Origin of the sequence: Desulfofundulus luciae (assembly GCF_030813795.1) — a bacterium.
Taxonomy (GTDB): Bacteria; Bacillota; Desulfotomaculia; order Desulfotomaculales; family Desulfovirgulaceae; genus Desulfofundulus; species Desulfofundulus luciae.
Window position 1 is genome coordinate 106325 of sequence record NZ_JAUSUX010000006.1, and the last position, 26635, is coordinate 132959.

A 26635-nucleotide genomic window follows, 5' to 3' on the forward strand; every position below is an offset into this window, starting at 1 on the left:
CATATGGCTGCCAAGGTAGTTTGTTTCGGAGAAATTATGCTGCGCCTGTCCACTCCCGGTTACCAAAGGTTTGTGCAGGCCCAGTCCTTCGATGTCACCTACGGTGGGGGAGAAGCCAACGTGGCCGTTTCTCTGGCCAATTTTGGCCTGGACGCCTATTTTGTAACCAAAGTACCCAATAATCCCATCGGCCAGAGCGCGGTAAACCATTTACGCCGGTTTGGGGTTAATACCAGCTACATTGCCCGGGGCGGAAACCGGTTGGGCATCTATTTCCTGGAAACCGGAGCTTCCCAGCGTCCTTCCAAGGTGGTTTATGACCGGGCCCATTCCGCCATTGCCGAAGCCCGGCCCGAAGATTTCAACTGGCCGGAAATCCTGGCAGGTGCCAGGTGGTTTCACTTCACCGGCATTACGCCAGCTTTAAGCGACAATGTGGCCGAAATTACCCTGGCGGCCGCAAGGACCGCCAAAGAGCTGGGCCTTACCGTGAGCTGTGACCTCAATTACCGCAAGAATCTTTGGACACCGGAGAAGGCCAACCAGGTTATGTCCCGTCTCATGGAATATGTGGACGTGTGCATCGCCAACGAAGAGGATGCCGAAAAGGTCTTTGGGATCAAAGCAGCCGGTTCCGATGTCATCAAAGGCGCTTTAAGCGATGCCGGTTACCGGGATGTAGCCCGGCAGCTGGTCGAACGCTTTGGATTTAAATATGTGGCCATTACCTTAAGGGAAAGCTACTCGGCATCGGACAACGGCTGGTCGGCACTGCTTTACGACGGCAAAGAGTTTTATAAATCCCGTAAATACGATATCCGTATAGTGGACCGGGTAGGCGGCGGGGATTCTTTTGGCGGGGGCCTTATCTATTCTTTGCTGACCGGCAAGGGGCCTGAGGAAGCAATTAACTTTGCCGTGGCCGCTTCCTGCCTGAAACACACCATCCCCGGCGATTTTAACATGGTTACCGTAGACGAGGTGGAAACCCTGGTCAAAGGCGACGGCTCGGGCCGGGTACAAAGGTAGGTCTCCTATTGCACATTAACTGAAAACTGTTCTAAAATTAGGTGAAAGACGGCTGTTCCGGTGCTTGACTATTACACTGCCCGGAGTAGCCGTCTTCTTAAATTTATCTTTAGCTCAACTTCAGTATAATAGCCAGTTTTCTGCGGGAAGGAACTGCCGGGATAACACTTTACTTTTTCCCCGGGGTTCCTGTATTGCTTTTCACAAGCACCTCCACCATGTATACACCTTCCTTCTCCGGGCATTACTAAAAAAAATGTTTCCGGGAGGAAGACAGATGGCCAAAAGGGAAAGGGTCCAGCTAGGCGGCCGGGTCAGTGTACACGACTCGGTCCAGGAAATGTACGAGCATATCCACCGGGACGGTTTAACCAATGTATGGGATCGCTTTGAACCCCAGGAGAAAATCCGGTGTAACTTCTGCCTGGCGGGAGTTAGCTGCCAGCTTTGTACCAATGGTCCCTGCCGCATTTCGGATAACGTAGGAGCCATTCTGGGTGTATGCGGCATCGACCGCAACGCTATGGCCATGCGGGACATGCTTTTGCGCAACGTGATGGGTACCGCCACCTATACCCACCACGCCTACGAAGCCTTCCGCACCCTCAAGGCCACGGCGCAGGGGAAAACGCCTTTTTCCATCACAGATAAAGATAAGCTGTACAGCTTCGCCGGGCAGGTAAAGGTAGATACCAACGGTTCTCCCGAACAGGTGGCCATTCGCCTGGCCGATTTTCTGATCAGCGAACTTTACCGCGACTACGATGAACCCAGCACCATGGTGGAAGTTTTCGCCCCCGAACCACGGAAAAAACTATGGCGGGAACTGGCCATTTACCCTGCCGGAGTGATACATGAAATTAAAGACGCTACTGCCAGTTGCCTGACCAATGTGGACGGGCACTTTGTTTCTTTGGCCCAAAAGGGTCTGCGCCTGGGCATAGCCTGTATATACGGCGCCCAGATCGGCCTGGAAATGGTGCAGGACATCCTTTTTGGCACCCCCATGCCCCATGAGGTGGAAGTGGACCTGGGCATCATGGACCCGGACTACGTGAACATCGTGTTCAACGGACATGAACCCTGGATTGGCGTGGCCACCATTCTGGCCGCCCGGGACACCCAGGTCCAGGCCCGGGCCCGGGAGGCGGGCGCAAAGGGCGTGCGGGTAACCGGTTCCATCGAAAGCGGCCAGGAGGTACTCCAGCGATTCACCATTGACGATGTCTTCCGGGGATTAACGGGAAACTGGCTGACCATTGAACCCCTGTTGGCCACCGGTACGGTAGACGTCTTTGCCATGGACGAAAACTGTTCTCCCCCCTGGCTGGCCCCTTATGCCGAAAAATACGGGGTTACTCTGGTATGCGTCTCCGACCTGGTGCGCATGCCCGGGGTGGAAAAACACCTGGACTATAAGCCCACGGAAGTGGCCAGTCAGGCCCGGGAACTGATCCGCCTGGGCATTGAAAATTTCAGGAAACGTCGCGGCCGCATTACACCCAGGGTGCCCAGGAGAGTGCAAAAGGCCATTGCCGGGTTTTCCACCGAAGCGGTACTCAAAGCACTGGGGGGCAGGCTGGACCCCCTGGTGGATGTGCTTAAGGCCGGAAAAATTAAAGGCGTGGTGGCCCTGGTCAACTGCACCACCATTTCCACCGGTCCCCACGACTACATGACCGTGGAGTTGGCGAGAGAACTGATCCGGCGCAACATACTGATCGTCAGCGGCGGTTGCGGCAACCACGCCCTGGAAGTGGCCGGCTTGGCCAGTCTGGAAGCGGCAGAACAGGCGGGGGAGGGCCTCCGGGAAATCTGCCGGTCTTTAAATATCCCTCCGGTGCTCAGTTTCGGTACCTGTACTGACACGGGGCGCATCTCCATGCTGGTCACCACCGTGGCCAACCACCTGGGGGTGGACACCAGTGCCCTGCCCGTGGCCGTAACCGCGCCGCAGTACCTGGAGCAAAAGGCCACCATTGACGGGCTTTTTGCCCTAGCCTTTGGCCTTTACACCCATCTTTCGCCCACTCCTCCGGTAACCGGGGGCCCCGACCTGGTCAAGCTGTTGACCGAAGATATGGAAGGCATTACCGGAGGGAAGGTTGCCCTGGGAGACGACCCGGTGCAGGCGGCCAACGGCATTGAGGAACACATTAACAAAAAACGTGCCGCCCTGGGAATTTAAGCATTAGCTGAGCGAAAAAGGTTCAGGCAAAATCTCTCAAAATCTTTTAGGAAAGCATCATTAGCCGATAACCCACTTCCACGCGACCAAATACGAACGCAGGAACGAAAAAGTGCGCCCGGACTAAGTTAACCCCCTTGCCATGTCACGTGGCGAGGGGAGTCTAATGCTGGGGACCGGATCGGCGCCTGTACATTTGCAAAAAACTCTGGCTCAACGGATAGGGACCACGCTCATAGCGGGAACAGGGAAATTCGGAACAATCCCGGGAGCAGTAATCGATGTTCCGGGTAATGGCGCAGGCCAGCACGGGGCAGCGAAAACCCAACTGTTCCTGAATGTTGATTTTGGCCCGAGCTTCAATGCTGTTGCCGGGACCGCAGGACGCACATTTGCCCCGGTTGTACAGGCCACAGGCATCGCAGGCCAGCCCACAGGGACCGGTAGCCATGAAAAAACCTCCTTGAAACAATCAAAAAACCAGCATGATGGCATTGCAAACACGACATTCCGGAAAATATTTTATCTATCGCTTTTTGCCATTTCAATGACTTCTTGTTTTTCTGAGAGGGCGCGTCCACTCCGGCCCACCAACATCTAACCCCTTGACATTGGTTTGGGGATACAGTAAAATTAATATTGCCAGCAGGTAATGTCGGGGCGTAGCTCAGTTTGGCTAGAGCGCTACCTTGGGGTGGTAGAGGTCGCACGTTCGAGTCGTGTCGCTCCGACCAGAGAAAAGCCCGTAAGGCCGCATAAATAAGGCTTACGGGCTTTAATTTTTTGGAGCAGGCCGGGCGGGGGTCCGGAAGGAATGATTGCCGCAGGGAATTTGGATATTTTCCCCCTGCGGCTTTTTGCTCATACCACAGCTTCACAATGTACGCCCCCCTGCATAAATTCTCTGCGCTCGTCACCCTCCCTCTAATTTCTTAGTAAGAAACTGCCGAAGTAGTACTTGGAGTAGTTTCACTATTAAATTAATGAAATAACTTAAAATAAGGAAGGAGAATGCCCATCATGATCCTGCCCCGATTGAACGGTAAAAAAGCATGCCAGAAAAAAATAGAATCAACTCCTGTTGTGCCTTCCGAATAATCATTATCAGACTCCCGGGAGAAAACGGCTGTTGACCAGCTAGAGCAGGCAGAACGCGATCTGCTTAGCTGTGCTCTAGAGCTGGCTCCTTTTATCAAGGGGCTGTTGGGTGAAGAGGTGGGTATATACGTCTCGGACCTGGAACGGTACATATATTGCGATCCGGGGCGTGTAGGCCTCTCTCTAAAAGCAGGGGATATCGTCAAAGAAGGCAGCGTGACGGCCCTGGCTCTGGACACCGGCAAAAGACAAACCAGACGGGTGGGAAAAGAGGTCTACGGCATACCTTACATCGGCATTTCTTATCCTATTACCGACCCCAGGACGGGCAAAATAGTCGGTACCCTGGGCATGACCACCCCCATTACACGCCAGGAAAATCTAATCTCATTATCAGAAGAAATGGAAAACCAGATTAACACCATTGCCATGGCCACCTCAAACCTTTCCGCCACCTCGGAAGAACTGGCGGCGACCACGGAGAACCTGAACAACAATGCCCAAAAGATCAGGAACGAAATTAAGAAAACCGATGGTATTGTCGCCCTCATCGAGGAAATCGCCGAGCAGACTCACCTGCTGGGTTTGAATGCGGCCATTGAAGCGGCCCGGGTGGGTGACGCCGGACGGGGTTTTAATGTGGTGGCCGGGGAAATACGCAAACTATCCCAGGATACCCAGCGCTCGGTTAAAGAGATCATGCAGACCCTGCATGACGTACAGCAATCCATTCTGGACCTGACTAACTCAATTGAGCAGATGTCTATGGCTGCCCAGCAACAGGCTGCCTCGTCCCAGGAAATTAACGCTTCTGTCAACGAACTGGCTGCCGTATCCGGGCAACTGAAAAAACTGGCCGACGAACTGGTCGTTTAAGTATCTGGGAATTTGCCTAAAAAGATAAAAAAATGCAACTTACTAAAGAAAAAGACGCTTAAGGCCGAGTATCAGTATAGCAAGCTGGGTTGTTTTAAAACGCCAAGAAACCTTGAACCCCGGATTATCCTTGACACATGCTAAATACACCGAAAGGGCAATGAGTATCCCAATGGCACAGAAAAACTGCTGGAAAGTTTTAAAGTGTTTGGGCTCTCTAAAGTGGTTCATATTACCATGGAAGAAGGATAAAATTAGGCCCTGGGCCTTTTGTCCCTGGCCCAGCTAAATGCCATCAATGAATCTTATACCGACTTGGTAGAACATAAAACGGCAAACATGAGTAAAGTTCAGGATATCCTTATACGGTATGAGAAAACGGCCCTGGATTTACGAGGCTACATGCTTACCGGCAATCCCAGTTATCTCAATGCCTATTTGGTGGAAACCAGGTACCTGCAAAGGGACCTTTCCGAACTGGCCAAACACCTGCAAAGCAACGACGAACGCTCGTTGCACTTGGCCCTTCAAGCAGCCCACGCCGATTCTGAAAAATATGCCCAGACGGCAATCCGGCTCAGGCAAAATAACCAAATGGAAGAATTAACCCAGTATCTCCAAACCAGTGGGGATATAATCACCGCAGTTATCTACGCCGGCCAGGCCCTGGTGGATGAAGAACAGCGGCTTTTGAACTTGGGAAAGCAAGAAAACGCCAGGCGGGTTAAGCAGGCTATAGCCCTGGTCCCGACGATGATCGTCTTAGCCTTACTTGTCGGCCTGGGGGTTAGTTTATGTATGTCCCGCTCAATTGCCAACCCCCTGGTCAGAATTGAAAAAAGGGCTGCCCGCATTGCAGCCGGCGACCTGACCGGCGAAGCAGTAAGCGTCAAAACCCGGGATGAGGTGGGCCGGATGGCCCGGGCGTTCAACCAAATGGCCGGCAGTTTAAAACAAATAGTGCAGGAGTTGAGGGACAAAGCCCAAACCCTGTCCTCCGCTTCCCAGCAACTGGCTGCCACCGCTGAAGAGACTGCCGCCATGGCCAACGAAACGGCAGCTACCATCAGCCAGGTAGCTACCTCGGCCCGGCAGGTATCCGACAACGCCCAGGAGGTGTCCCGGACCGCGGCTATGGCATCCCGGCATGCTAACGATGGTACCCGGGCTATCATGCAAATTACCGCCCAGATGGAAAACATGGCCCGGGTTTCGGAAGCCGCCTCCCGGGCCATGGAAAGCTTAAAATCCAAGTCACAGAACATCAGCGCTATGGTGGAACTGATTACCCAAATTGCCGATCAAACCAACCTGCTGGCTTTAAATGCAGCCATTGAGGCCGCCAGGGCCGGTGAGCACGGCCGTGGTTTTGCAGTAGTTGCCGAAGAAGTACGCAATCTGGCAGAACAATCGGCCCGGGTGGCACAGGAAATACAGAAGGTCATTGAATCAATCCAGCAGGAAACGAAAGAAGCAGTGAACGCAACAGAAACCAGTGCCCGGGAGATCGAAGCCGGAAACCAGGTGGTAACAGAAGTAAAACGCTCCCTGCAGGAGATTATCCGCTCGGTACAGGAACTTTCTTCCCGTATACAGGAGGTGGCTGCAGCCGCCCAGGACATTTCCACCGGAGTGCAGGACGTCACGGCCGCAGCCGAGGAACAGTCTTCTGCCATGGAAGAATTATCGACTACTGCCGAATCTTTGTCCGGTATCGCCAGTGAACTAAAGAATCTGTCCTCCAGGTTTAAAGTGTAGCAGGCTGCCCCGGGGAACAGTCGGTCTTTTCCCTGCGAACTTGTAAATCGCCAGGCAGGGGTTGCTCAAAAATAAACCGGCTTACTGGCATCATCTCAGAAGGCGGGTATGTCATTAGCCATACTCGCCTTTATTTTTATGCCTTGAGTGCCACTACGTCCTTCAGTCAAAACACCTGGTGGTCAACTGGCGCATATTTTGTGGTTGAGGATTTTACTGAGGGGGCGAAGGACAATGGCTAAAGGAAAGGACCCGCAGTGGGAAACCCGGATTAACCGGGAACCGGTGCTGGTGGGGAGCGGGAGAATCATCAGCGAGCAGGGGGACGTGGTGGCAGCCACCGGGCGCCGCACAGCCGTTTTCGCACCAGAAAATAATATTTACCGCCTGCTGAGTACTATCGATGTACCGGCGGAAGTATTAAGCCTGACAGTGGGAATGGGAAACTTCACGCCGGATCAGATTATTGCCGGCACCCTGGACAAGATCCTGACCTGGTCGGCCCGCGGGGAAACTATTATTCCCTTCTGGAGTACTCCGCCGGAACCCGAGGCCCGTTTCGTCAGTTTGGCCCTGGGAGACGTGAATGGGGACGGGCGGTTGGAAGTCGTAGCCGCCGCCGAGGGGGCAGGTGCTTTTTATGTTTATGAACAGCCGGAGATGCCGGGGGCAGGAATGAATCTCCAGTTGCTGGCCATCCGGCTGGTACCCGGGGCACCGCAGAAAGTAACCGTAATCGAACGAACCGGGATGTTACCTTTAATTGCAGTTGCTTTCCTGGAAGCAGGCAATTGGGGCATCGTTACTTTTTCCTATACGGAGAGGGGCTTTGTAAGCGGACCCTTACTGGAACGTCTGCCCGCCGGCTTGACGGCCATGGCATCCGGGAGATTAACAGGTGCCACCGGGGAAGATCTGGCCTGGGGCGGCGATGACGGGCGGGTCCGGGTAATGGCAGTGGAGGAAACCCTTTCTACCGTACTCACCACCGATGACCTGGGAAGCACCATCTCAGCCCTGGCCGTGGGGAGGTTGGGTGACCGGGAGGTGCTGGCAGCAGGAACCCCCGAAGGACATATCTTTATTTACCCCGTGCCGGTGTTTTCCCCGTCACCCGAACAGGCGATAACGGTAGAAGTTCCGGTTAATGACCTGGTTTTCACCGCTAACGGCCGACTGGTAGTGGGCAGCCGGGAAGGACGGGTTCTGGTAACCTGGATGGGCAGCGGTTCTTCTTTTTTCCTGCACCGGGTACGCCCCGGAGAAACCCTTTGGGCACTGGCCCGCCGTTATAACACATCGGTAGAGGAAATCATCCGGCTTAACGGGTTGACCAACCCTGATTGCATTTATCCGGGGGACCTCTTGCAAATTCCTTTGGCGTAACACTTAAGCCTTCAAAAAAAGCATAATTTTGCTATCCCGGGACAAAGAATAATAGTGCTTCGGCAAAACCAACAAGGGAGGCGATGTTCATGCGCGTTGAAGTGGACCAGGATCTTTGTATCAGTTGCGGCACCTGCGTGGACACTTGTCCTGAAGTATTTGACTGGAACGATGAAGATAAAGCCCACGCCATTGTAAACGAAGTACCCCCTGAGTTGGAGGATCAGGCCCATGAGGCCGTAGAAAGCTGCCCCACAAACGCCATCTCAGAGTATTAGGTCGTACCTCTATTTTTACCCGTAGCCCTGAGTCATCTCTACTTTCCAACCCTGCCTGTAGCCAGCAAGGTCCCGGGATTAAATTCCAAAGGCCCCTTTGCAAAGCACGGTTTATATTATAAACCGTGCTTTTGATCTGAAGGAGGTAAATTCCCCTGACGTAACGAATAAGAGAGAACGGGGAGAATAATACTGGTTAATGCTGGTAAAGTAAATGGTAAAAGTCCGGCCGCTCGAAAAACCGTACCTGGGGGAGAAGAAGCGTGTCCAAATTTAAGGTACTGCATGTTATTCGCCCGGCCAGGGGCGGCATGAAAAACCACCTGCTTTCCCTTTTATCACTGGGAGATAAAAAATTATTTGAGCCTGTTGTAGCCTGCCCTCCTGGAAATATGATCCAGGAAATCGCAGACCTAGGGATAAAGGTAGTTCCCATACCTCTTGCGGGTGAACTTTCTCCCCGCTCTGATTGGCGTGTTTTGCGCATCCTGGTGGATACCCTGATGGCTGAGAAAATCACCATTATGCATGCCCATAGCGCCAAAGCAGGGCTGGTGGCACGGGTGGCCGCAAAGGTGGCTCGTACTCCAGTTGTTTTCATGACGGCTCATAACTCCATTTTCTATGAATTCTGGCCGCCCTGGAAAAAAGCCGCCTTTGCCTTTGGGGAGCGGCTCCTGGCCCGCTACACCCATCGCATTTTAACCGTATCGGAAGCCCTGAGGCAAGAGCTATTGATAAGGGAAAGACTGCACCCGGACCGGGTGGTCACCATACATAACGGCATAGATCCGGCTCCCTTCCGCCGGGAGGTTGACAGGCGGGCGGTACTGCGTTCCCTTGGTCTGCCTCCCCTCGGCCGGCTGGTGGGTACCATCGCCCGCCTGGCCCCCCAAAAAGGGGTGTCTTACTTCCTTCAAGCCGCGGCCATTCTTTGCCGGGACTACCAGGTGAATTTCGTGGTCGTAGGGGATGGCCCTTTACGCATGGTCCTGGAGGAGGAGGGCAGAGCCCTGGGGCTTGGCGGACGTCTTTTTTTCACCGGGGAGCGACGGGATATCCCCCAAATCTTAGCCGCGATGGATGTTTTTGTCCTGCCTTCCATCACTGAAGGTTTACCCCTGACCATCCTTGAGGCCATGGCCGCGGGAAAACCGGTGGTAGCAACCCAGGTGGGTGGATTACCGGAAGTGGTGGTAGACGGAGAAACCGGCTTTTTGGTACCGCCCCGGGATCCCCAGGCTCTTGCCCGGGCCCTGGCCCAGTTGCTTTTGGAACGGCAGAAGGCGGAAGAAATGGGCCAGAAGGGAAGACAAAGGGTTATGCAGCACTTTACCGTGGAAGCCATGGTGCGTAAAATTGAGGAGGAGTATAAGAGTGCGCTTTTGAGCCGGGGTTTTCTACCTGCCCGGTCCGTAAGCTAAACAGATGGAAAAAGCCTTCAAATTAATCAGTGCTAACAACAGATAGGCAAAAAAAACATCAAGTAAAAGGTGACTAAACTATGAAAACCAGGCAGTCGTTCATTATTATCGCCCTCATCTTTTTTATGGCCTTTTTCCAGACCCCCCAACAGGCCGGCACTGAACCGGCATTGCAGGCCGCCCTGCCGTCCAAAGATAAACAAGGTAAACCCTTTATACCTGCACCCCGGGGGGGCAGGGTAGTCATGGTTGTTGTGGATCGGTTGAGCCTGTCCGATTTAAAGCATTTGCCCCATCTGCAAAAGTTGCAGCAACAGGGTGCATTAGGACTGATGAACGGCAATACGGCAGGGGCCTTAACCCCGGAAAACACCTACGCTACCATTGGAGCCGGGGTGCATATTACTGCTAACGGCACGGCAGCTCTGGGCTTCAACGCCCGGGAGAGATTAGAATGGGGTACCGCCGGCGAGGAATTTTACCGGCGCACGGGCACGGTTGTAGAACCCGGCGCGTTGGTCCAGGTGGGTATTGTGCGCATCCACAAGCAAAACCAGCAACTGCCCTATCCAGCCATACCGGGCGCTCTGGGCTCTGCTCTGCATAAAGCGGGCTTGAAAACCGCCGTTTTAGGAAATGCCGACGTTCCCCAGGGGTTACGGCGGCAGGCACTGAGTATAGCCATGGATGAAGGCGGCGTGGTAGATTACGGCAATGTTGGTACAGCAATGCTGGCCAGTGATCCCTCCTTCCCGGGGGGACTACGTACCGATTACGGAAAGCTGTTGCACGCTTTTGACCGGCTACCACCGGAGGTATCTCTGGCTGTTCTTGAACTGGGGGATCTCTCGCGGCTGGACGAAATGCGCGGCGATGTTTTGGATAAAGTAATGGATAAACAGCGCCGGTTAACCCTGGAAAGGGTGGATCAATTTATCGGGGAACTGGCTTCGCGGCTCGATCCACACCGGGAGCTGTTGCTCATCGTTTCCCCCACACCCGGGAAAGACATTGCGGGCGGTTCAAATTACCTGACTCCCATCATGGCCGTTGGGGCAGGGGTCACTCCCGGTACGTTATCTTCTCCCACCACCAAAAGGGCCGGCGTGGTGATGAACACCGACATTGCCCCAACAGTTTTGCACTTTCTAAGAATAGGAATACCCGGGGAAATGACCGGCCAGCCCATGTGGGTAACGGCTCCCGAAAAGGGCCAAATCGGTTTTTTAGAGCGTATGCTAAACCAGCTCACTCTTACGTACAATATCCGCCCGAATATACAAAAGGGGTATATTTTTTATCAGCTCATTCTGCTATTGATATCCCTTTACTGCATTTTCTGGCGGCGCACCAGGCTGGGCCGGGTGCTGGAACCATTTTTGCTCTCGGTTATGGTGGTACCCCTGGTCTATTTGCTGCTGCCTTTACTACCCCAGCCGACAACCTGGGTGGTTGTTTTAGAAATGGTAACTCTAACCGTTCTTATTACTCTGTTAACGGTTTTTATGCATCGCAGGTGGCAGCTGGATCCCTTTATCTTTTTATGCTTTGCCAATGGGGGGGTGATTTTACTGGATGCCGTGCTGGGAGGACCCCTGCAAAAAACGGCCATCATGGGATACGACCCCATCGTGGGCGCCCGCTTTTACGGTATTGGCAATGAATACGAGGGTATTCTCATCGGTTCAATGATTATTGGATCTACAGCCCTGGTAACCCGGTTATCCCACTGGCGGAAACCCCTGTTACTCTTTACCGGGGTAATGTACATGGTCACCATTTATGTTTTGGCCGCCCCGCAACTGGGTACCGATGTGGGGGGAACCATAGCCGCTACCGGTGCGTTCTTTACTACCTTTTTATTGCTCACAGGCCGATCCCTGACTATTCAAAACGTTATCCGGATTGTCCTGGGTGTGGTGGCACTGCTGGTGGCCTTTATGATTTACGACCTCCATCGGCCGCCCTGGCTGCAATCCCACATCGGGCGCAACACGTCCCTGGTATTACAGGGAGGTTGGCCTGTAGTGCTGGATATTATCCAGCGTAAGTCAGAGTTGAACATCAAACTGCTCCGCTACACCATCTGGAGCCGCATTTTCCTGGCCAGCCTGGGCAGCCTGGTGCTGCTCTTTCACCGTCCGGTAGGCGTGATGGCGGCCATCAGGAGCAAATATCCCGACCTCTTTCGCGGCTTTATTGGCGTCACTACGGCCAGTATCCTGGTCTTGATTTTTAATGATTCGGGGATAGTGGCCGCAGCCACTACCATGGTTTTTGGCGCCCCACCTTTGGTTTATCTGGTACTCAAAGAGATTGCCGAAGAAACACCAAAAGTGTAAAAGAAACCCTATCAGGACCTTTAAAATTTTATTTGACAACCACAAATCTTATGCTACAATTGAACTTGATTGGAATTGGCCAATCCTGACAAATGTCGAGTTTGTCAGGTGGCTTGATTCCAATAATATTTTGGTCAAAGGGGGAAGATAACTAAGATGAAACACTTGGGCCGCCATGTCTTGGCTGAAATTTATGGCTGCGAATTCGACATCCTCAACGACATCGAGAAAGTGGAAGAAATCATGGTCAATGCAGCCCTCGAAGCAGGAGCGGAGGTAAGGGAATGCGTGTTCCATAAATTCAGCCCGCAGGGAGTCAGCGGCGTGGTGGTTATCTCCGAATCCCACCTGGCCATTCATACCTGGCCGGAGCTGGGTTATGCAGCGGTTGATGTGTTTACCTGTGGTGAAAAGGTCGATCCCTGGGATGCATGCAACTACCTGACCAGCCAATTTCGTGCCAAGCACATGTCGGCCAGAGAAACCAAACGCGGTATCTTTCCCGTCGCTGAACAACCGGCTGAGCAACAGGTAGCTGTCAATCTTTAGGAGGGGGATTTTTATTAGTACCCGGCTAACCAAGGGCTAGTGAGCCTTGCGATCTGAAAAAAGATTGCAGGGCTCACTGCATTTTTCGGCCATTTTTCATACCGGGAAGGAAATTTTTTAGCCGTAACGAATCAATATTAAGTTAGGGTAAAATTAAGGAGGTCTAAAATGTTCGACCGGGTACTCGCCCCCATTAAATCAGAACTTCAGCAAGCGCAAAACATACTGGCCAAATCCCATCAGATCCGGGCCGGGCACCTCGGCAGGTTTGCCAGCCTGGTACCCGGCAGTTTTCATGATATCATCCGCCCCGCCCTGGTACTGTTGTCGGCCAGGATTTTTGCGCCTCTAAATTCCCAGGCCGTTGCCCTGGCAGCCGTTATACAGTTCATCTACCTGGCTGCCCGCATACACCGTAATGTCCGGGAGTGCCCCGGACCGGAGGACCCGACAGACGGTTACCAGTTTCCGGTGCTGGTTGGAGATTACTTTTATAGCCGGTTTTTTACATGCCTGTGTAACCATGGTGTGGTGAAGTACTTAAAACCCCTTTCTAGAATAATCTGTGAAATGAGTGAGGGCGGTATCCTGCGTATCAAAAGTGGAGATGGACAGCTAAATGCGGACGTGCTCAAGCAAATTGTCTACAAGGAAACGGCCGTCCTTTTTGGCGGCGGGTGCCGGCTGGCCGGCCACCTGGCCGGTGCGTCGGAACGGGAACAAAAAGCATTGGACAGGTTGGGAACAAGCTTTGGTATGGCCGTGGGGTTAAGCGAATATGCCCAGGAAACCAACGGCTACCTTGGGGAAGCCCTCCTGGCTCTAACTGGTCTTCCCCCGGGGGAAAGTCGCGATATTTTAGAACAATTAATCCTGCTATTCCAAAAACAAAACGCTGGACTGGCCGTCCAGGTAGGATAAGCAAAAAGGAGCAAGATTGATGGTCCGCATTCCATCACCCTATCGCAGCAAAGAAGAATATGTACACGCCATCTTTTCTTCCATAGCCCACCGCTACGACCTTTTGAACACCGCCTTGAGCTTTAACCGGGACAAGTACTGGCGCCGTTTCGCCGCCGCCCAGACCAGCCTGCAGCCGGGAGGCTACGGCCTGGATGTCTGCTGCGGGACGGGGATGCTCACCATCGAGCAGGCGCGCCTGACCGGACCCCGGGGCCGGGTGGTAGGGCTGGACTTTTGTGAAAACATGCTGGCAAAGGCCAGGGAAAACGTTAAAAAAACTCCCTTTTCCGAACAAATCCAGTTTGTGCAGGGAAATGCCGTTAATTTGCCCTTCCCGGATAATACCTTTGACTGTGCCACCATTGGCTTTGCCCTGCGCAATGTACCGGATATCCGCAAAACCATCAGTGAAATGGCGCGGGTGGTCCGGCCGGGGGGCAAAGTGGTATCCCTGGAATTGTCCAAACCCAGCGTTCCCATTTTCAAGCAGCTCTATTATTTTTACTTCAACCACCTGGTACCCCTTCTAGGGCGTCTGGGAATCGGCTTCGATGGCCCGTATAGCTACCTGCCCAATTCCTTAAAGGATTTTCCCCACCAGCGGGAAATCAAAGAGCTCTTTCGTGATGTGGGCTTAGCGGATGCCCGCTACTACGAACTTACCGGTGGAATTGTTACCGTACACGTGGGTACCGTGGTTTAAGGCGGAGGTAGTGTCATGGCTTATAAAGATTTGCGGGCCTTCCTTTCTGTACTGGAAAGGAGGGGAATGTTAAAAAGAATCACCACGGAAGTGGATGTGGAGCTGGAAATAACCGAGATTACAAACCGGGTTTGCAAAGCCGGCGGGCCGGCACTGCTTTTTGAAAATGTGCGGGGTTACGATATGCCTGTGTTGACCAATGCCTTTGGTTCTCTGGAACGGATGTGTCTGGCCCTGGAGGTAGAAAACCTGGATCAGATTGGAGAAGAATTAATTAGTATTTTGCAACCTGCCGAACTGCCCGTAACTTTTCTGGATAAGCTCAAGGCCATACCGAAGCTGGCCCAATTGTCCTCGTTTATACCCAAAATAGTGCCAACCGGTCCCTGCAAGGAAGTAATTATCCGGAACAACCCTTCCCTGAAAGAACTGCCAGTGCTCAAATGCTGGCCCCTGGATGGAGGGCCATTTATCACCCTGCCCCTGGTCTTCACCCGGGACCCTCTTACGGGACGGCGCAATGTGGGTATGTACCGCATGCAGGTTTTTGACGAACGTACCACGGGTATGCACTGGCACATCCACAAGGGAGGGGCAGAACATATACGAAACTATGATGGTCCCATGCCCGTAGCAGTGGCCATTGGTGCCGATCCGGCGGTTATTTATGCGGCGACGGCCCCTCTGCCTTCCGGAATCGATGAAATGCTCTTTGCCGGTTTTTTACGCAAAGAACCGGTGGAACTGGTCCGCTGTGAAACGGTGGACCTGGAGGTTCCCGCCAATGCCGAAATCATCCTGGAAGGTTACGTGGACCCGCGGGAGACCCGCGTGGAGGGACCCTTTGGTGACCACACGGGCTATTATTCTCTGCCGGATCATTACCCGGTTTTCCATTTGACCTGTATTACCCGGCGTAAAAACCCTATTTACACCGCGACCATTGTGGGCAAACCACCAATGGAAGACGCCTATCTCGGTAAGGCCACCGAGCGCATCTTCTTGCCCCTGATGCGGCTGCAGCTACCGGAAATTGTGGACATAAACATGCCCTTTGAGGGAGTATTTCATAACTGTGTTATTGTATCAATTAAAAAACACTACCCGGGACAGGCCAAAAAGGTAATGTGCGCCCTGTGGGGTATGGGACTGATGATGCTGGCCAAGCTGATTATTGTGGTGGATGAAAATGTGGACGTACAAAACCTTTCCGAAGTAATGTGGAGGGTATTCAATAATGTCGACCCGCGCCGGGATGTCCTGATGGTGGACGGCCCCCTGGATGCCCTGGATCATTCGTCGCCCTTACCCCATTACGGCAGTAAAATGGGCATTGACGCCACCCGGAAAGGTCCCGGCGAAGGACATATGAGGGAATGGCCCCCGGATATAGAGATGAGCGCAGACATCAAGGAACTTGTGGACAGGAAGTGGGAGAGCTATGGTTTATAGGATAGTGCACAAGACACGCATTATCCTGGAAATGATTAAATTTGAACATACCGTTTTTGCCCTGCCCTTTGCTTATGTGGGTGCGCTCCTGGTACAAAAACAAATACCCAGCCTGCACGACCTGCTCTGGATTACCCTGGCCATGGTGGGGGCCCGCACTGCCGCAATGTCTCTCAACCGGTTAATTGACCGGCATATTGATGCGCTAAATCCCCGTACGGCCAACCGGGCGCTGCCCCGGGGATTGATTAACGTAAAGGAAGTGTGGCTTTTAGTCATCCTTTCCTTTGCCCTGTTGTCTCTGTCAGCCTACCAGTTGAGCCCTCTGGCCTTTAAGCTGTTTCCGGTTGCAGTGGCGGTCCTCTCCTTTTACTCTTATACCAAACGTTTTTCCTGGACCTGCCACCTTTTTTTGGGTCTGGCCCTGGGGCTGGCCCCGGTGGGCGCCTGGATTGCCATTGCCAATCGTTTTGATCTGGCCCCTGTACTCATCGGGTTGGGGGTTCTTTTCTGGGTGGCAGGTTTTGATATTATTTATGCCTGTGATGACTATGACTTTGACCGTAAATACGGTATTTACTCCATTCCGGCCCGTTTTGGCCTGGAACGGGCATTACTAATTTCGTCCTTTTTCCACATTGTCGCACCGATATTTTTCATCTCCGTGGCCTTTATCTTAAACCTGGGAATACTTTACCTGGCGGGTGTGCTGATTGCCGTGGTCCTTTTATTCAAACAGCATACCCTGGTTTCACCCAATGACCTTTCCCGTGCCGGAGTGGCTTTCTTCAATCTTAACGGGACTTTAAGCGTAATAATGTTTATCTTTACCCTTTTAGACGTGCTCTTTCCCCTGCACCTTTTTTAGTTAGGGAAGGCACTTAAAAAATTTAAGGGAGGAAAAGGAGATTATGGATAAATTTTTTGTTTCTGAAGAATTAAAGGACATCGCCGAAAAAGTGCAGGCGGGAGAACGCTTAAGTTTTGAAGACGGGGTGCGTTTATTTAAATCCGGGGATCTTTTAACCATTGGTTACCTGGCCGATGTGATCCGCCAGCAGAAAAACGGCAACCGCGCGTACTTCATTGTCAACCGGCATATTAATCATACGAATATTTGTATCAATCGCTGCCCCCTATGTGCTTTCGGGCGGGATCCCGGCGACCGGGGAGCCTATACCATGACCCTTGATGAAATTGAAGCCCGGGCACTGGAATGCCGGGGGCAGGGTGTATCGGAAATTCACATTGTAGGCGGATTAAATGATACGCTGGATCTGGAATACTATCTGGAAATGCTGCGCCGGGTGCGCCGGGCCCTGCCGGGAACGACAATTCAGGGCTTTACGGCCGTAGAGGTAGATTACCTGGCCCGGAGCAACGGACTCTCCATTGAAAAAATCCTGGAACTGCTAAAAGACGCCGGACTGGACTCCTTACCAGGCGGAGGGGCGGAAATATTTGCCCCACGGGTGCGGGAGCGGATCTGCCCGCGTAAAATCAGCGGCGACCGCTGGCTGGAAGTGCACGAAACGGCCCATCGCCTGGGCATGCGGACCAACGCTACTATGCTTTACGGCCATATTGAAACCATTGAAGAACGGGTGGAACATTTAATCAGGCTGCGGGAGCTACAGGATCGCACTGGCGGTTTTCTGGCCTTTATCCCCCTGGCATTCCATCCAAAAAACACCGGGCTGGAATCCCTGGGATTGGCCGGCACTACCGGTTACGAGGATTTAAAAGTGCTGGCTGTTGCCCGCCTGATGCTGGATAACTTCGATCACATCAAAGCCTTTTGGATTATGATTGGCCCGAAACTGGCCCAGGTAGCCCTTTCCTTCGGAGTGGACGATCTGGACGGTACGGTGGTGGAGGAAAAAATTGCCCACGACGCGGGTGCTGAAACGGACCAGTACATGCCCAAGCAAAAACTAATCAAAATGATCCGGGCGGCAGGGCGAATACCGGTAGAACGGGATACCCTGTATAATGTACGCTGGGAGGGGTTGCAGTGACCAGGTTGCGCCTGGGGCAGATAGAATACCTGAACTGTCTGCCGGTCTACCATGCCCTTGAGGAAGGGTTACTTCCATTGGACGGGGAACTGATAAAGGGACCCCCTACCAGGTTAAACCGCATGTTTTTCGAGGGAGATCTCCACTGCACCCCTCTTTCGTCCATTGAATACGCCCGCCACGCCGGGGATTGTTTCATTTTACCCCGCCTATCCATAGCAAGCGACGGCAGGGTGGCCAGCGTCCTTTTCTTCAGCCACCTCCCGGTTACCGAACTGGAGGGAAAAAGGGTTTGCGTAACCACGGCCTCGGCTACCTCCGTGGTTTTACTGCGTGTCCTCTTTGAACATTACTACCACGTGGAAGTAGAACTCTACCCGGTGAAAGCGGATTTAAAGGCCATGCTGGAAATAGGGGACGGGGCACTGCTCATTGGTGACGACGCCATGCTGGCCCACCAGCAGGTAATCGGGGAGGGCATGCCGTTGTTCATCACCGACCTGGGTCAGGCCTGGAAAGACTTCACCGGGGAAAAGATGGTTTATGCCCTGTGGGTGATCAGGCGGGAATTTGCCGAAGCCCACCCCCGGGGAGCCACCGCCCTGGCCGAACTGCTCTACCACTCCCTGGAAATAGGCATGGGGAATTTGCCCGCGCTTGTTAAAAAAGCACACCGGCGCACAGGGCTACCCCTGATGGTACTGGAAGATTATTTTCACACCATCCGTTACGACTTTGACTGGGACTACCGCCGGGCATTGCTCACTTTTTATGATTATGCCTACAAGAGCGGCATCATCGAAGAAAGAGTTAAGCTCTCGGTCTGGGGTGAAGACAAGTGCCAGAAGTAACGGCTCTGCTGGAGAAAGCCGCGGCGGGAGAAAGGCTCTCCCTGGAAGAAGGGGTGGAAATCCTCAAAAAGGCCGACCTTTTAGCCCTGGCCAGGGCGGCCGACCAGGTGCGCCGTAGAATGCATCCGGAAAACCGGGTGACTTTCATCATTGACCGCAACATTAATTATACCAACGTATGCCAGTGTCGGTGCCGTTTTTGCGCCTTTTATCGCCACCCGCAAGATCCTGATGCCTATATAATTACTAAGGAAGAACTTTTTCAGAAGATCGAGGAAACCATCCGGGCGGGAGGCACTGAACTGCTCATCCAGGGGGGTCTGCACCCCGATTTGGGCCTGGACTACTACCTGGACATGCTGCATTCCATAAAGGAACGTTTCAATATCCATCTTCACTCCTTCTCGCCGCCGGAGATAGTACACATGGCCAGGAAGTCCGGCCTGCCGGTAAAGGAGGTACTGGCCCGGTTGAGAGAAGCCGGCCTGGATTCCCTGCCCGGGGGAGGGGCGGAGATACTGGTGGACCGCGTCCGCCGGATTGTCAGCCCGCACAAGGTTTCCTGGACCGAATGGATGGAGGTAATGCGCTCTGCCCACAACCTGGGGATGAAAAGCACCGCCACCATGATGTTTGGTCATATGGAAACTCCGGAAGAACGGGTGCTGCACATGGTGCGGGTGCGTGAGCTTCAGGACGAAACCCGCGGGTTTACCGCCTTTATCCCCTGGAGCTTCCAGCCCCAAAATACCGAGTTGGGGGGAGAAACGGCTACCGGGGTGGATTATCTGCGCACCCTGGCCATAGCCAGGCTGATGCTGGACAACGTGCCCAACCTCCAGGTTTCTTGGGTCACCCAGGGAGCCAAAATAGCCCAGATAGCCCTCTTCTTTGGAGCCAATGATTTCGGCAGCACCATGCTGGAGGAAAATGTGGTCCGGGCAGCGGGAGTGAACTACCGGGTGCCGCTGCCGGAAATAATCCGCTGCATCAGGGATGCGGGGTTCACCCCGGCCCAGCGCACCACTTTATATGAGATCATCCGGGAATATTGATGGGTGAAGCTGGGCAGAGCAAACCGGGCATACCCCGCGCACTTGCTTTGAACGGCGTGCTTGCCCTATAATGTTGGGGACAATGGTAGCGGAGGCAATACAGATCATGGCCAATAGGGAAGCTTTACGCAAACTACCGGCAGTGGACGAAGTATTGCGCTCACCGGAAATGGCTGCCCTGCTGGCGGAAAAGCCCCGCAACCTGGTGGTAGAAACGGTCCGGCAAGTTTTAGATCGCTGGCGCCAGGCCTTTTTAACGGTTGGGGCAGAGGATGAGATGGGGCGCGAAGAAATTACCAGCCGGGTAGTGAGCGAAGTGATCCGGGAAACCGCCCGTCGCTCCCGGCCAAATTTGCGCCGGGTGATCAATGCCACGGGAGTAGTGTTGCATACAAACCTGGGCCGGGCCGTGCTGGCCCCTGCCGCCCGGACCGCGGTAGAAATGGTAGCTTCCGGCTATTGCAACCTGGAACTGGATCTCCAGAGCGGTCGCCGGGGTTCCCGTTATGCTCCCCTGGAAGGGTTGCTGACCAGTCTGACCGGTGCGGAGGCAGCCATGGTGGTGAATAACAATGCCGCCGCCGTTTTGCTCGCCCTGAGCACCCTGGCCCGGGGCCGGGAGGTTATTGTCTCCCGGGGGCAACTGGTAGAAATTGGAGGTTCTTTTCGCATTCCAGAAGTAATGGCCCAAAGCGGAGCCACCCTGGTGGAGGTGGGAGCAACCAACAAGACCTATCCCCATGATTACCGCCGGGCCATTACCGACCGGACCGCTCTTCTCTTGCATGTTCATACCAGCAACTACCGCCTGGTAGGTTTCGTACGGGAAATCACCGTTAACGAACTTGTCCTGTTGGGCAAAGAATATGGTTTGCCGGTAATGAGCGACCTGGGCAGTGGTTTTCTGGTTGATCTAAGCCACTTTGGACTCCCTGCAGAACCAACGGTACAGGAAGTCGTTGCCTCCGGGGCCGATGTGGTCACCTTTTCCGGCGACAAGCTTTTAGGTGGCCCCCAGGCGGGCATTATCGTAGGCCGGCGCGAGTACATCGAAAAGATGAAGAAAAATCCCCTGACCCGGGCCATACGCATTGACAAGTTTACCGTCGCCGCCCTGGAAGCCACCCTGCGGGTCTACCTTGAACCCGACCGGGCCCTTGGCCACATCCCTACCCTACGCATGCTCACCGTAGGCATCACAGAACTGGAAGAACGGGCCCGGAAACTGGCGGAGCAATTGCGCCATATGGTCGGGGAACAAGCCGTCATTGAGGTAGAACCTGTCATTTCCCGGGTAGGAGGAGGGGCCATGCCTACGGCCGACCTGCCCTCCATTGCCGTAACAGTACAACCCCGGCAAACGGATTGCGAGAATCTGGCCAGGATCTTGCGGGCCGGGGAACCGGCGGTCATGGGCCGGGTACAGGATGACCGGTTGATCCTGGACATGCGCACGGTTTTACCTGGAGAAGTGGAGATTTTGGCTAAAGCAATCACGGCAGCACTTCAACCAGGGAAGGAGGTCGAAAGGTGACCCATTTGATCATCGGGACCGCCGGTCATGTGGATCACGGTAAAACCATGCTGGTAAAGGCCCTTACCGGAGTGGATACGGATCGGTTAAAGGAAGAGAAGGAACGGGGTATCTCCATTGAACTGGGCTTTGCTTCCTTAACCCTGCCCAGCGGCCGGCAGGCTGGCATCGTAGATGTCCCGGGCCATGAGCGTTTTATCAAAAACATGCTGGCCGGTGTAGGCGGTATTGACCTGGTGCTCCTGGTCATTGCCGCCGATGAAGGAGTCATGCCCCAAACAAAAGAGCATATGGATATCATCCAACTCCTGCAAATAGCGCGGGGAGTAGTGGTGCTGAGCAAAGTGGATCTGGTGGACCGGGAATGGCTGGACCTGGTGCGGGAAGAGGTGGTTGAGTTCCTTAAAGGTACCACCCTGGAAGGTGCGCCGGTGGTGGAGGTTTCCAGTGTTACCGGCCAGGGGCTGGACGAGCTTTTACGCACCATTGATCTGGTAGCGCAGGAGGTCAAGGAAAAACCAGCTACCGGTTACGTACGCCTCCCTGTTGACCGGGTTTTTTCGATCACCGGTTTTGGCACCGTAGCCACCGGTACTCTGTGGAGCGGCATACTGCGCACCGGGGACGCGCTGGAAATCATGCCCCGCAAAATAGCCGCCCGGGTACGCACGCTGCAGGTGCACAGACGGAAGGTGGAAGAAGCCCGGGCCGGACAGCGGGTAGCGGTAAACCTGACCGGAGTAGAAGTCGATGAAGTGCCCCGGGGCAGTGTCCTGGCCACTCCCGGCAGCCTTACCCCGTCTTACCGCCTGGATGCTCGCTTTGTGCTTCTGGGAACGTCCAGGCCCTTGAAAAACAGGAGCCGGGTGCGCCTCCACCTGGGAACGGCAGAAATTATGTGCCGGGTAATCCTCCTGGACCGGGATGAACTGGCCCCGCAGGAGACGGCTCTGGTCCAGCTGGAGCTGGAAGAACCCACGGTGGCCGTGCGGGGGGACCGGTTTGTCGTCCGTTCCTATTCCCCGGTACGCACCATTGGTGGCGGCAAGATCATTGACCCTGTAGCTCCAAAACACCGGCGCCTGCGCCGGGAAGTAATCGAAAGCCTCTTAACCCGGGAAAAGGGTACACCTGAAGAACTCCTGCTTCAGCAACTCAATAGCCACCGGACTATCCTCACGGCAGAAGAACTGGTTAAGGCCAGCGGGCTGGATGAGAATACAGTAAAGGATACCCTGCACTCCCTGGTGGAGAAAAAGCAGGTTCGCCCCATACCCTCCGAAAACCAGGTTTATTATCTTCTCCAGGAAGTATATCTGCAGTGGGCGGAAAACATGCGCTTGATGCTGAAAGAATACCACCGGGACTTCCCGTTACGGGAAGGTTTCCCCAAAGAAGAAATGCGTTCCCGCCTGTTTGCGGGGTTGAACAGCAAGCAGTTTCAATCTCTTCTCCAGGTTATGGAAGATGATGGTTTGGTGAAGCTCTACACCCAGGACATAGCCCTGCCTACATTTACCCCGAGGCCCAACCTCAAACAAGAACAGCAAATACAGCAGTTGCTCGAGATTTACAGGGAGGGGAATTGCCAGCCACCTGCCTGGGGTGAGGCAACCCGCCTGGTAGGGCTGGAAAGCCATGCGGCCCAGGAGATTTTGCAATACCTGCTTAAGAAAGGCATGCTGGTGCGGGTAGCCGACGATCTGTACTTTCACCCTGCCTGTGTGGACAGGGCCCGGCAGGCACTGGTTGACTATTTGCGAGAAAAGGGGGAAATAACGGTGGGGGAAACCCGGGATTTACTGCAAACGTCCCGGAAATACGCGCTGCCCCTCTTAGAGTATTTTGACCGGGAAAAAACTACCCGGCGGGTGGAAGACAAGAGGGTCCTCACCCGGGCGGAGAAACAAAAAAACCGGTCATAACCGTCAATACGGTTACAGCCGGCCATCCACCCTGGCCCCTTCTTTGGGAAAACTAGTCCCCGGATCCGGGCCAGAGGTATAATCCCGTGGCCTCATCAAAGACCCGTTCAAAGTTGCGGTCGTACTCATGAAGGAGTTCAGTGATCACATATTCACAGGCGAAAATCTCTGTCCCTTCAGCCAGGTGGCCACCGACCATACGCCCGTCTTCTGCTATCATGGCTATATGGGCGTGGACGAAGGGCTGCCCGTCCTTAAGGGAAATATTCCCCTCGAGGCTGATGATTTCATGGGGATTATCAAACTCCAAATAAGTATAGGTGCGCCGGTCCTGGTGATAAAAGCCTACCCGGGCACGAGTGACCGCCCCAATGGCCCGCACTACGCCCAACTGGATATTTTCATTCACACAAAGCTGGGTCAGGGAAGCCAGTAAATCGGCTCCCTTATTTAAACGTCCCATAATCATGCGCCCACGGCTTACCGGTCGTGCCAGCATATAAATTCTGACCATCCTCCTGTTAAAAATTTTTCCGGCCTGCGGCCAAAAGACAGAAAGGACCCGGGGAAAACCCCGCGTCCTCCGCGGATATGCCACGTCTCAGGCGAGATTACTGCTTTTGCTGCTGTTGTTGGGGCTGCAGCACTTTATACTGGGGTTCCTGCTGTTCGATATAATTCACCCGTCCCCGCAGGCCCTTACAAATCTCTTCCAGTTGATGGGAATAACTGGCAAACATTTGTTTGGCCATCTGATCCTGGGTATCCAGGGAGAAGGTCTTTAAATTGGCAGCCGCACTTTCCAAAGAGGCCAGGGTTTGATGCATCTTTTCGCCAATGGTCATAGATTTACCTCCTTAATTTTGTTAGGAAAAAATTTTTAAATTACAATTCTAGTGTGAGCGTTTTCACGGTAAGATATCACCGGGTTATTATGGACAAAAATGCAAAATTATCTTCAATCTATCTTCATAAAACCTGGTTAGGGTTAAGGTGAGTAATTTGAACCTCCTGTTAGGAAAAATTATCGCTTTAATTAAAGCCCGGGGGCCTATTACTTTTAAAGATTTCATGCAAATAGCCCTTTATTATCCCGGACTGGGGTATTATACCGGCCCCGGGGAAAAAATTGGCTCCCGGGGTGATTTCTATACCAGCGCCGACGTGCATCCTCTTTTCGGGGCCATGCTTGCCAAACAATTTTCCCAGATGTGGGAATGCCTGGGGCGGCCGCAGAACTGGGTGCTGGTAGAATACGGAGCCGGTAAAGGCTTTTTAGCCCGGGATATCCTGAACGCGCTGGCCACGTCTTTCCGGCCGGCATGGGAAGGGATGCGCTATTACATCATTGAGGCCAGCCCGGAAATGATCCGGCGACAAAAAGAGCTTTTGGCCCCATTCCCGGAAGAAAAGGTATCCTGGGCCAGTGCCCTGTCTGAAGTGGGAAATCCCGGTTATATTAACGGAATCATTTTTGGCAACGAGCTGGTGGACGCCTTTCCGGTCCACCGGGTGCGCCAAACCGCGTCAGGACTCAAGGAAATTTATATCAACTGGCGTGATGGCAAGCTGGTGGAGGAGGAGGGGGAACTTTCCACCCCCCTCCTGGGGGAATACTTTACCACCTTGGGCATAAAACTTGCCCAGGGTCAGGTGGCCGAAGTAAATCTGGCCGCCCGGGAATGGCTGCAGGAAGTGGCGGCCGGGCTGGGACGGGGTTTTGTGCTCATCATTGACTACGGTATGGAATCTATGGAACTTTACCACCCTTCCCGCTTTGAAGGCACCCTGCGCTGTTACCGGCAACACCGTCTGGGTGGCGATCCCCTGAACCATGTGGGACAGCAGGATATCACCTCCCATGTTAATTTTTCCGCCCTCATCCACTGGGGCAGAGAGGCTGGCCTGCACCTGGCCGGTTATACTACCCAAATGAACTTCCTACTAAGCCTGGGCATAGTGGAGGCCATTCCCCGGTCCGCCCCCGAATACGTTTTTGACGAAAGGACCACGCGCACCGTTATGGCCGTGAAAAAACTGATTCTGCCGGAAGGGATGGGAGGAATCTTTAAGGTCCTGGCACTTTGCAAAGGAGTTGAGCAACCTAACCTGCTCGGTTTTCCGAAGGGACAAAAAGGCAGGGGACAACCATGATCAAAAACCTTTTCTTTGCCGCAGGGGAAGGAAAACACCGGGTACAGTTGCAGGCAACCCTCACCGGCGAGGGTATTATGATCTCTCTTTTCGGCGGTGAAAAGCCCCATATCGGAGCGGTGGTTTTGAGCATTCCTCGCCCCAGCCTGGCTGATCCCGGCCGCTTAAGCTGTACCTCCACGGTGGTACCCAGGCTGGGGCACAAGGACGACGAAATAGCCAAACCCCTGGCTGAACAACTGGCCAAAGCCAGCGGCCAGCCGGTGGTGGTGGTAGCCGGACTCCATGTGGAAAGGGCGCAAGCGGAAGATATAAACCTCCTGGCTGAGAATTCCCGGCAGGCCATGCAACAATTGTTATATAATTTAAATCTTATTTAAATTAAATCTTGTTTAAAAAAAATTAATGCCAATTTTCGTTAGCTTTTTTTTGTGCCCCCGGGGACAAAATATATCCCAGGAGGTGATAAATCATGTCCCGCGACGACAAAACCAATCGCACAGCGGAACGCAGGAACGATACTACCCAGTGCCCGGCTCTGGAGAGCACGGGTGGCTGCCCGGCAGAAAATGTTCTTTTCTCTGATTCTTGCGCTGAATGCGCGAAAGCGGATGACGATTTGTAAAAACTAGCCTAAACGGGGTTTCATACCCCGTTATTTTTTTAAAAAATAGCTTGACAGGGGCAGCCAGGAGGATTAAACTGTATTTAGATTGAGATTCATTCTCATAGCTTCTCACTAAAACCTGCCGCCGGGGGGAAATTTATAACCACGAAACGATAATGATTCTCATCCCCATGCATTTATCTACATGAAGGAGGGATTTACCGTGACCCTGGATCGCATGAAAAGAGGTCAGCGTTGCCGCATTTTATCCATACCCTCTGAACTGATTCGGGCACAGGCCCTGCGTTTTGGTATCGCCGAAGGGGAAGTTGTGACCTGTTGTGAAGTAATACCTGGGGGACCGGTAGTGATTAGCAAAAACCGTCAGGAAATCGCTATCGGCCGCGGATTGGCCCGGCAGATCGAAGTGGAAGGGAGTTTTTAA

24 protein-coding genes and 1 tRNA gene are annotated in these 26635 nt (G+C 53.6%); 22 read left to right on the plus strand and 3 right to left on the minus strand.

The features are described 5' to 3' along the window. Nucleotides 1-3: 3 nt before the first annotated feature. Nucleotides 4-1029 carry a sugar kinase gene (locus J2Z49_RS05360; protein ID WP_307400525.1) on the plus strand — a complete coding sequence of 342 codons (1026 nt, stop codon included), beginning with the start codon at nt 4-6 and terminating at the stop codon, nt 1027-1029. A gap of 277 nt (nt 1030-1306) precedes the next feature. Then, nucleotides 1307-3217 (plus strand): anaerobic carbon-monoxide dehydrogenase catalytic subunit, encoded by a 1911-nt coding sequence (gene cooS / locus J2Z49_RS05365; RefSeq protein WP_307400527.1) that lies wholly within the window; start codon nt 1307-1309, stop codon nt 3215-3217. 163 nt (nt 3218-3380) lie between these two features. Here the strand turns inward: cooS and J2Z49_RS05370 are convergent, their stop codons facing one another. Further along, a complete protein-coding gene (locus J2Z49_RS05370) occupies nt 3381-3668 on the minus strand; it encodes a DUF3795 domain-containing protein (RefSeq protein ID WP_072871660.1) in 288 nt (95 codons plus the stop codon). Between the two features lie 205 nt (nt 3669-3873). On the opposite strand from J2Z49_RS05370, the gene J2Z49_RS05375 reads away from it, so the two are divergent. The 17 genes from J2Z49_RS05375 (at nt 3874) to selB (ending at nt 23429) form a co-directional block, all read left to right on the plus strand. Then, nucleotides 3874-3951 (plus strand) — tRNA-Pro (locus tag J2Z49_RS05375). Between the two features lie 469 nt (nt 3952-4420). Further along, a complete protein-coding gene (locus J2Z49_RS05380) occupies nt 4421-5191 on the plus strand; it encodes a methyl-accepting chemotaxis protein (RefSeq protein ID WP_307400530.1) in 771 nt (256 codons plus the stop codon). A 315-nt stretch (nt 5192-5506) separates the two neighbouring features. Then, on the plus strand, nt 5507-6949 hold the full coding sequence (locus J2Z49_RS05385; protein WP_307400532.1) for a methyl-accepting chemotaxis protein: 1443 nt from the start codon (nt 5507-5509) through the stop codon (nt 6947-6949). A 234-nt stretch (nt 6950-7183) separates the two neighbouring features. After that, the gene (locus J2Z49_RS05390; protein WP_307400534.1) at nt 7184-8335 is read left to right on the plus strand and encodes a LysM peptidoglycan-binding domain-containing protein; all 1152 of its coding nucleotides are present in this window, start codon (nt 7184-7186) and stop codon (nt 8333-8335) included. Nucleotides 8336-8424: 89 nt separating this feature from the next. Continuing rightward, complete coding sequence (locus J2Z49_RS05395) at nt 8425-8613, plus strand: ferredoxin (RefSeq protein ID WP_307400536.1); 189 nt, start codon at nt 8425-8427, stop codon at nt 8611-8613. Nucleotides 8614-8876: 263 nt separating this feature from the next. After that, nucleotides 8877-10037 carry a glycosyltransferase family 4 protein gene (locus J2Z49_RS05400; RefSeq protein ID WP_307400538.1) on the plus strand — a complete coding sequence of 387 codons (1161 nt, stop codon included), beginning with the start codon at nt 8877-8879 and terminating at the stop codon, nt 10035-10037. Nucleotides 10038-10117: 80 nt separating this feature from the next. Further along, complete coding sequence (locus J2Z49_RS05405; protein ID WP_307400540.1) at nt 10118-12379, plus strand: hypothetical protein; 2262 nt, start codon at nt 10118-10120, stop codon at nt 12377-12379. Nucleotides 12380-12535: 156 nt separating this feature from the next. Then, complete coding sequence (gene speD / locus J2Z49_RS05410; RefSeq protein WP_307400542.1) at nt 12536-12928, plus strand: adenosylmethionine decarboxylase; 393 nt, start codon at nt 12536-12538, stop codon at nt 12926-12928. Between the two features lie 168 nt (nt 12929-13096). Further along, nucleotides 13097-13849: a polyprenyl synthetase family protein gene (locus tag J2Z49_RS05415; RefSeq protein ID WP_307400543.1), complete on the plus strand. Its 753-nt coding sequence runs from the start codon at nt 13097-13099 to the stop codon at nt 13847-13849. 19 nt (nt 13850-13868) lie between these two features. Next, a complete protein-coding gene (locus J2Z49_RS05420) occupies nt 13869-14594 on the plus strand; it encodes a demethylmenaquinone methyltransferase (protein ID WP_307400545.1) in 726 nt (241 codons plus the stop codon). A 15-nt stretch (nt 14595-14609) separates the two neighbouring features. Continuing rightward, a complete protein-coding gene (locus J2Z49_RS05425) occupies nt 14610-16046 on the plus strand; it encodes a menaquinone biosynthesis decarboxylase (RefSeq protein ID WP_307400547.1) in 1437 nt (478 codons plus the stop codon). Further along, entirely contained in the window at nt 16036-16914 is an 879-nt protein-coding gene (locus J2Z49_RS05430) for a UbiA-like polyprenyltransferase (RefSeq protein ID WP_307400549.1), read from the plus strand. Before J2Z49_RS05425 ends, J2Z49_RS05430 begins: the two co-directional genes overlap by 11 nt. 43 nt (nt 16915-16957) lie before the next feature. After that, entirely contained in the window at nt 16958-18064 is a 1107-nt protein-coding gene (gene mqnE, locus J2Z49_RS05435; protein ID WP_307400550.1) for an aminofutalosine synthase MqnE, read from the plus strand. Further along, on the plus strand, nt 18061-18915 hold the full coding sequence (locus J2Z49_RS05440; RefSeq protein ID WP_307400552.1) for a menaquinone biosynthetic enzyme MqnA/MqnD family protein: 855 nt from the start codon (nt 18061-18063) through the stop codon (nt 18913-18915). The genes mqnE and J2Z49_RS05440 overlap by 4 nt, the downstream gene beginning before the upstream one ends. Next, entirely contained in the window at nt 18903-19970 is a 1068-nt protein-coding gene (gene mqnC, locus J2Z49_RS05445) for a cyclic dehypoxanthinyl futalosine synthase (protein WP_307400554.1), read from the plus strand. Before J2Z49_RS05440 ends, mqnC begins: the two co-directional genes overlap by 13 nt. A 106-nt stretch (nt 19971-20076) precedes the next feature. After that, nucleotides 20077-21504, plus strand: coding sequence for an L-seryl-tRNA(Sec) selenium transferase (gene selA, locus J2Z49_RS05450; RefSeq protein ID WP_307400556.1), 1428 nt, complete (start codon nt 20077-20079; stop codon nt 21502-21504). After that, nucleotides 21501-23429: a selenocysteine-specific translation elongation factor gene (gene selB, locus J2Z49_RS05455; protein ID WP_307400559.1), complete on the plus strand. Its 1929-nt coding sequence runs from the start codon at nt 21501-21503 to the stop codon at nt 23427-23429. Before selA ends, selB begins: the two co-directional genes overlap by 4 nt. A gap of 52 nt (nt 23430-23481) precedes the next feature. On the opposite strand, the gene J2Z49_RS05460 is transcribed toward selB, so the two are convergent. Together J2Z49_RS05460 and J2Z49_RS05465 are read right to left on the minus strand one after the other, a co-directional pair. Beyond that, nucleotides 23482-23943, minus strand: a complete 462-nt coding sequence (locus J2Z49_RS05460; RefSeq protein ID WP_307400561.1) for a PPC domain-containing DNA-binding protein — start codon at nt 23941-23943, stop codon at nt 23482-23484. 97 nt (nt 23944-24040) lie between these two features. Then, on the minus strand, nt 24041-24274 hold the full coding sequence (locus tag J2Z49_RS05465) for a DUF1657 domain-containing protein (RefSeq protein WP_307400563.1): 234 nt from the start codon (nt 24272-24274) through the stop codon (nt 24041-24043). Nucleotides 24275-24500: 226 nt separating this feature from the next. On the opposite strand from J2Z49_RS05465, the gene J2Z49_RS05470 reads away from it, so the two are divergent. The 3 genes from J2Z49_RS05470 (at nt 24501) to J2Z49_RS05480 (ending at nt 26635) form a co-directional block, all read left to right on the plus strand. After that, on the plus strand, nt 24501-25583 hold the full coding sequence (locus tag J2Z49_RS05470) for a class I SAM-dependent methyltransferase (protein ID WP_307400565.1): 1083 nt from the start codon (nt 24501-24503) through the stop codon (nt 25581-25583). Next, the gene (gene lpdD, locus J2Z49_RS05475) at nt 25580-25963 is read left to right on the plus strand and encodes a prenylated flavin chaperone LpdD (RefSeq protein ID WP_307400567.1); all 384 of its coding nucleotides are present in this window, start codon (nt 25580-25582) and stop codon (nt 25961-25963) included. Before J2Z49_RS05470 ends, lpdD begins: the two co-directional genes overlap by 4 nt. A gap of 450 nt (nt 25964-26413) precedes the next feature. Next, nucleotides 26414-26635 (plus strand): FeoA family protein, encoded by a 222-nt coding sequence (locus tag J2Z49_RS05480; RefSeq protein WP_307400570.1) that lies wholly within the window; start codon nt 26414-26416, stop codon nt 26633-26635.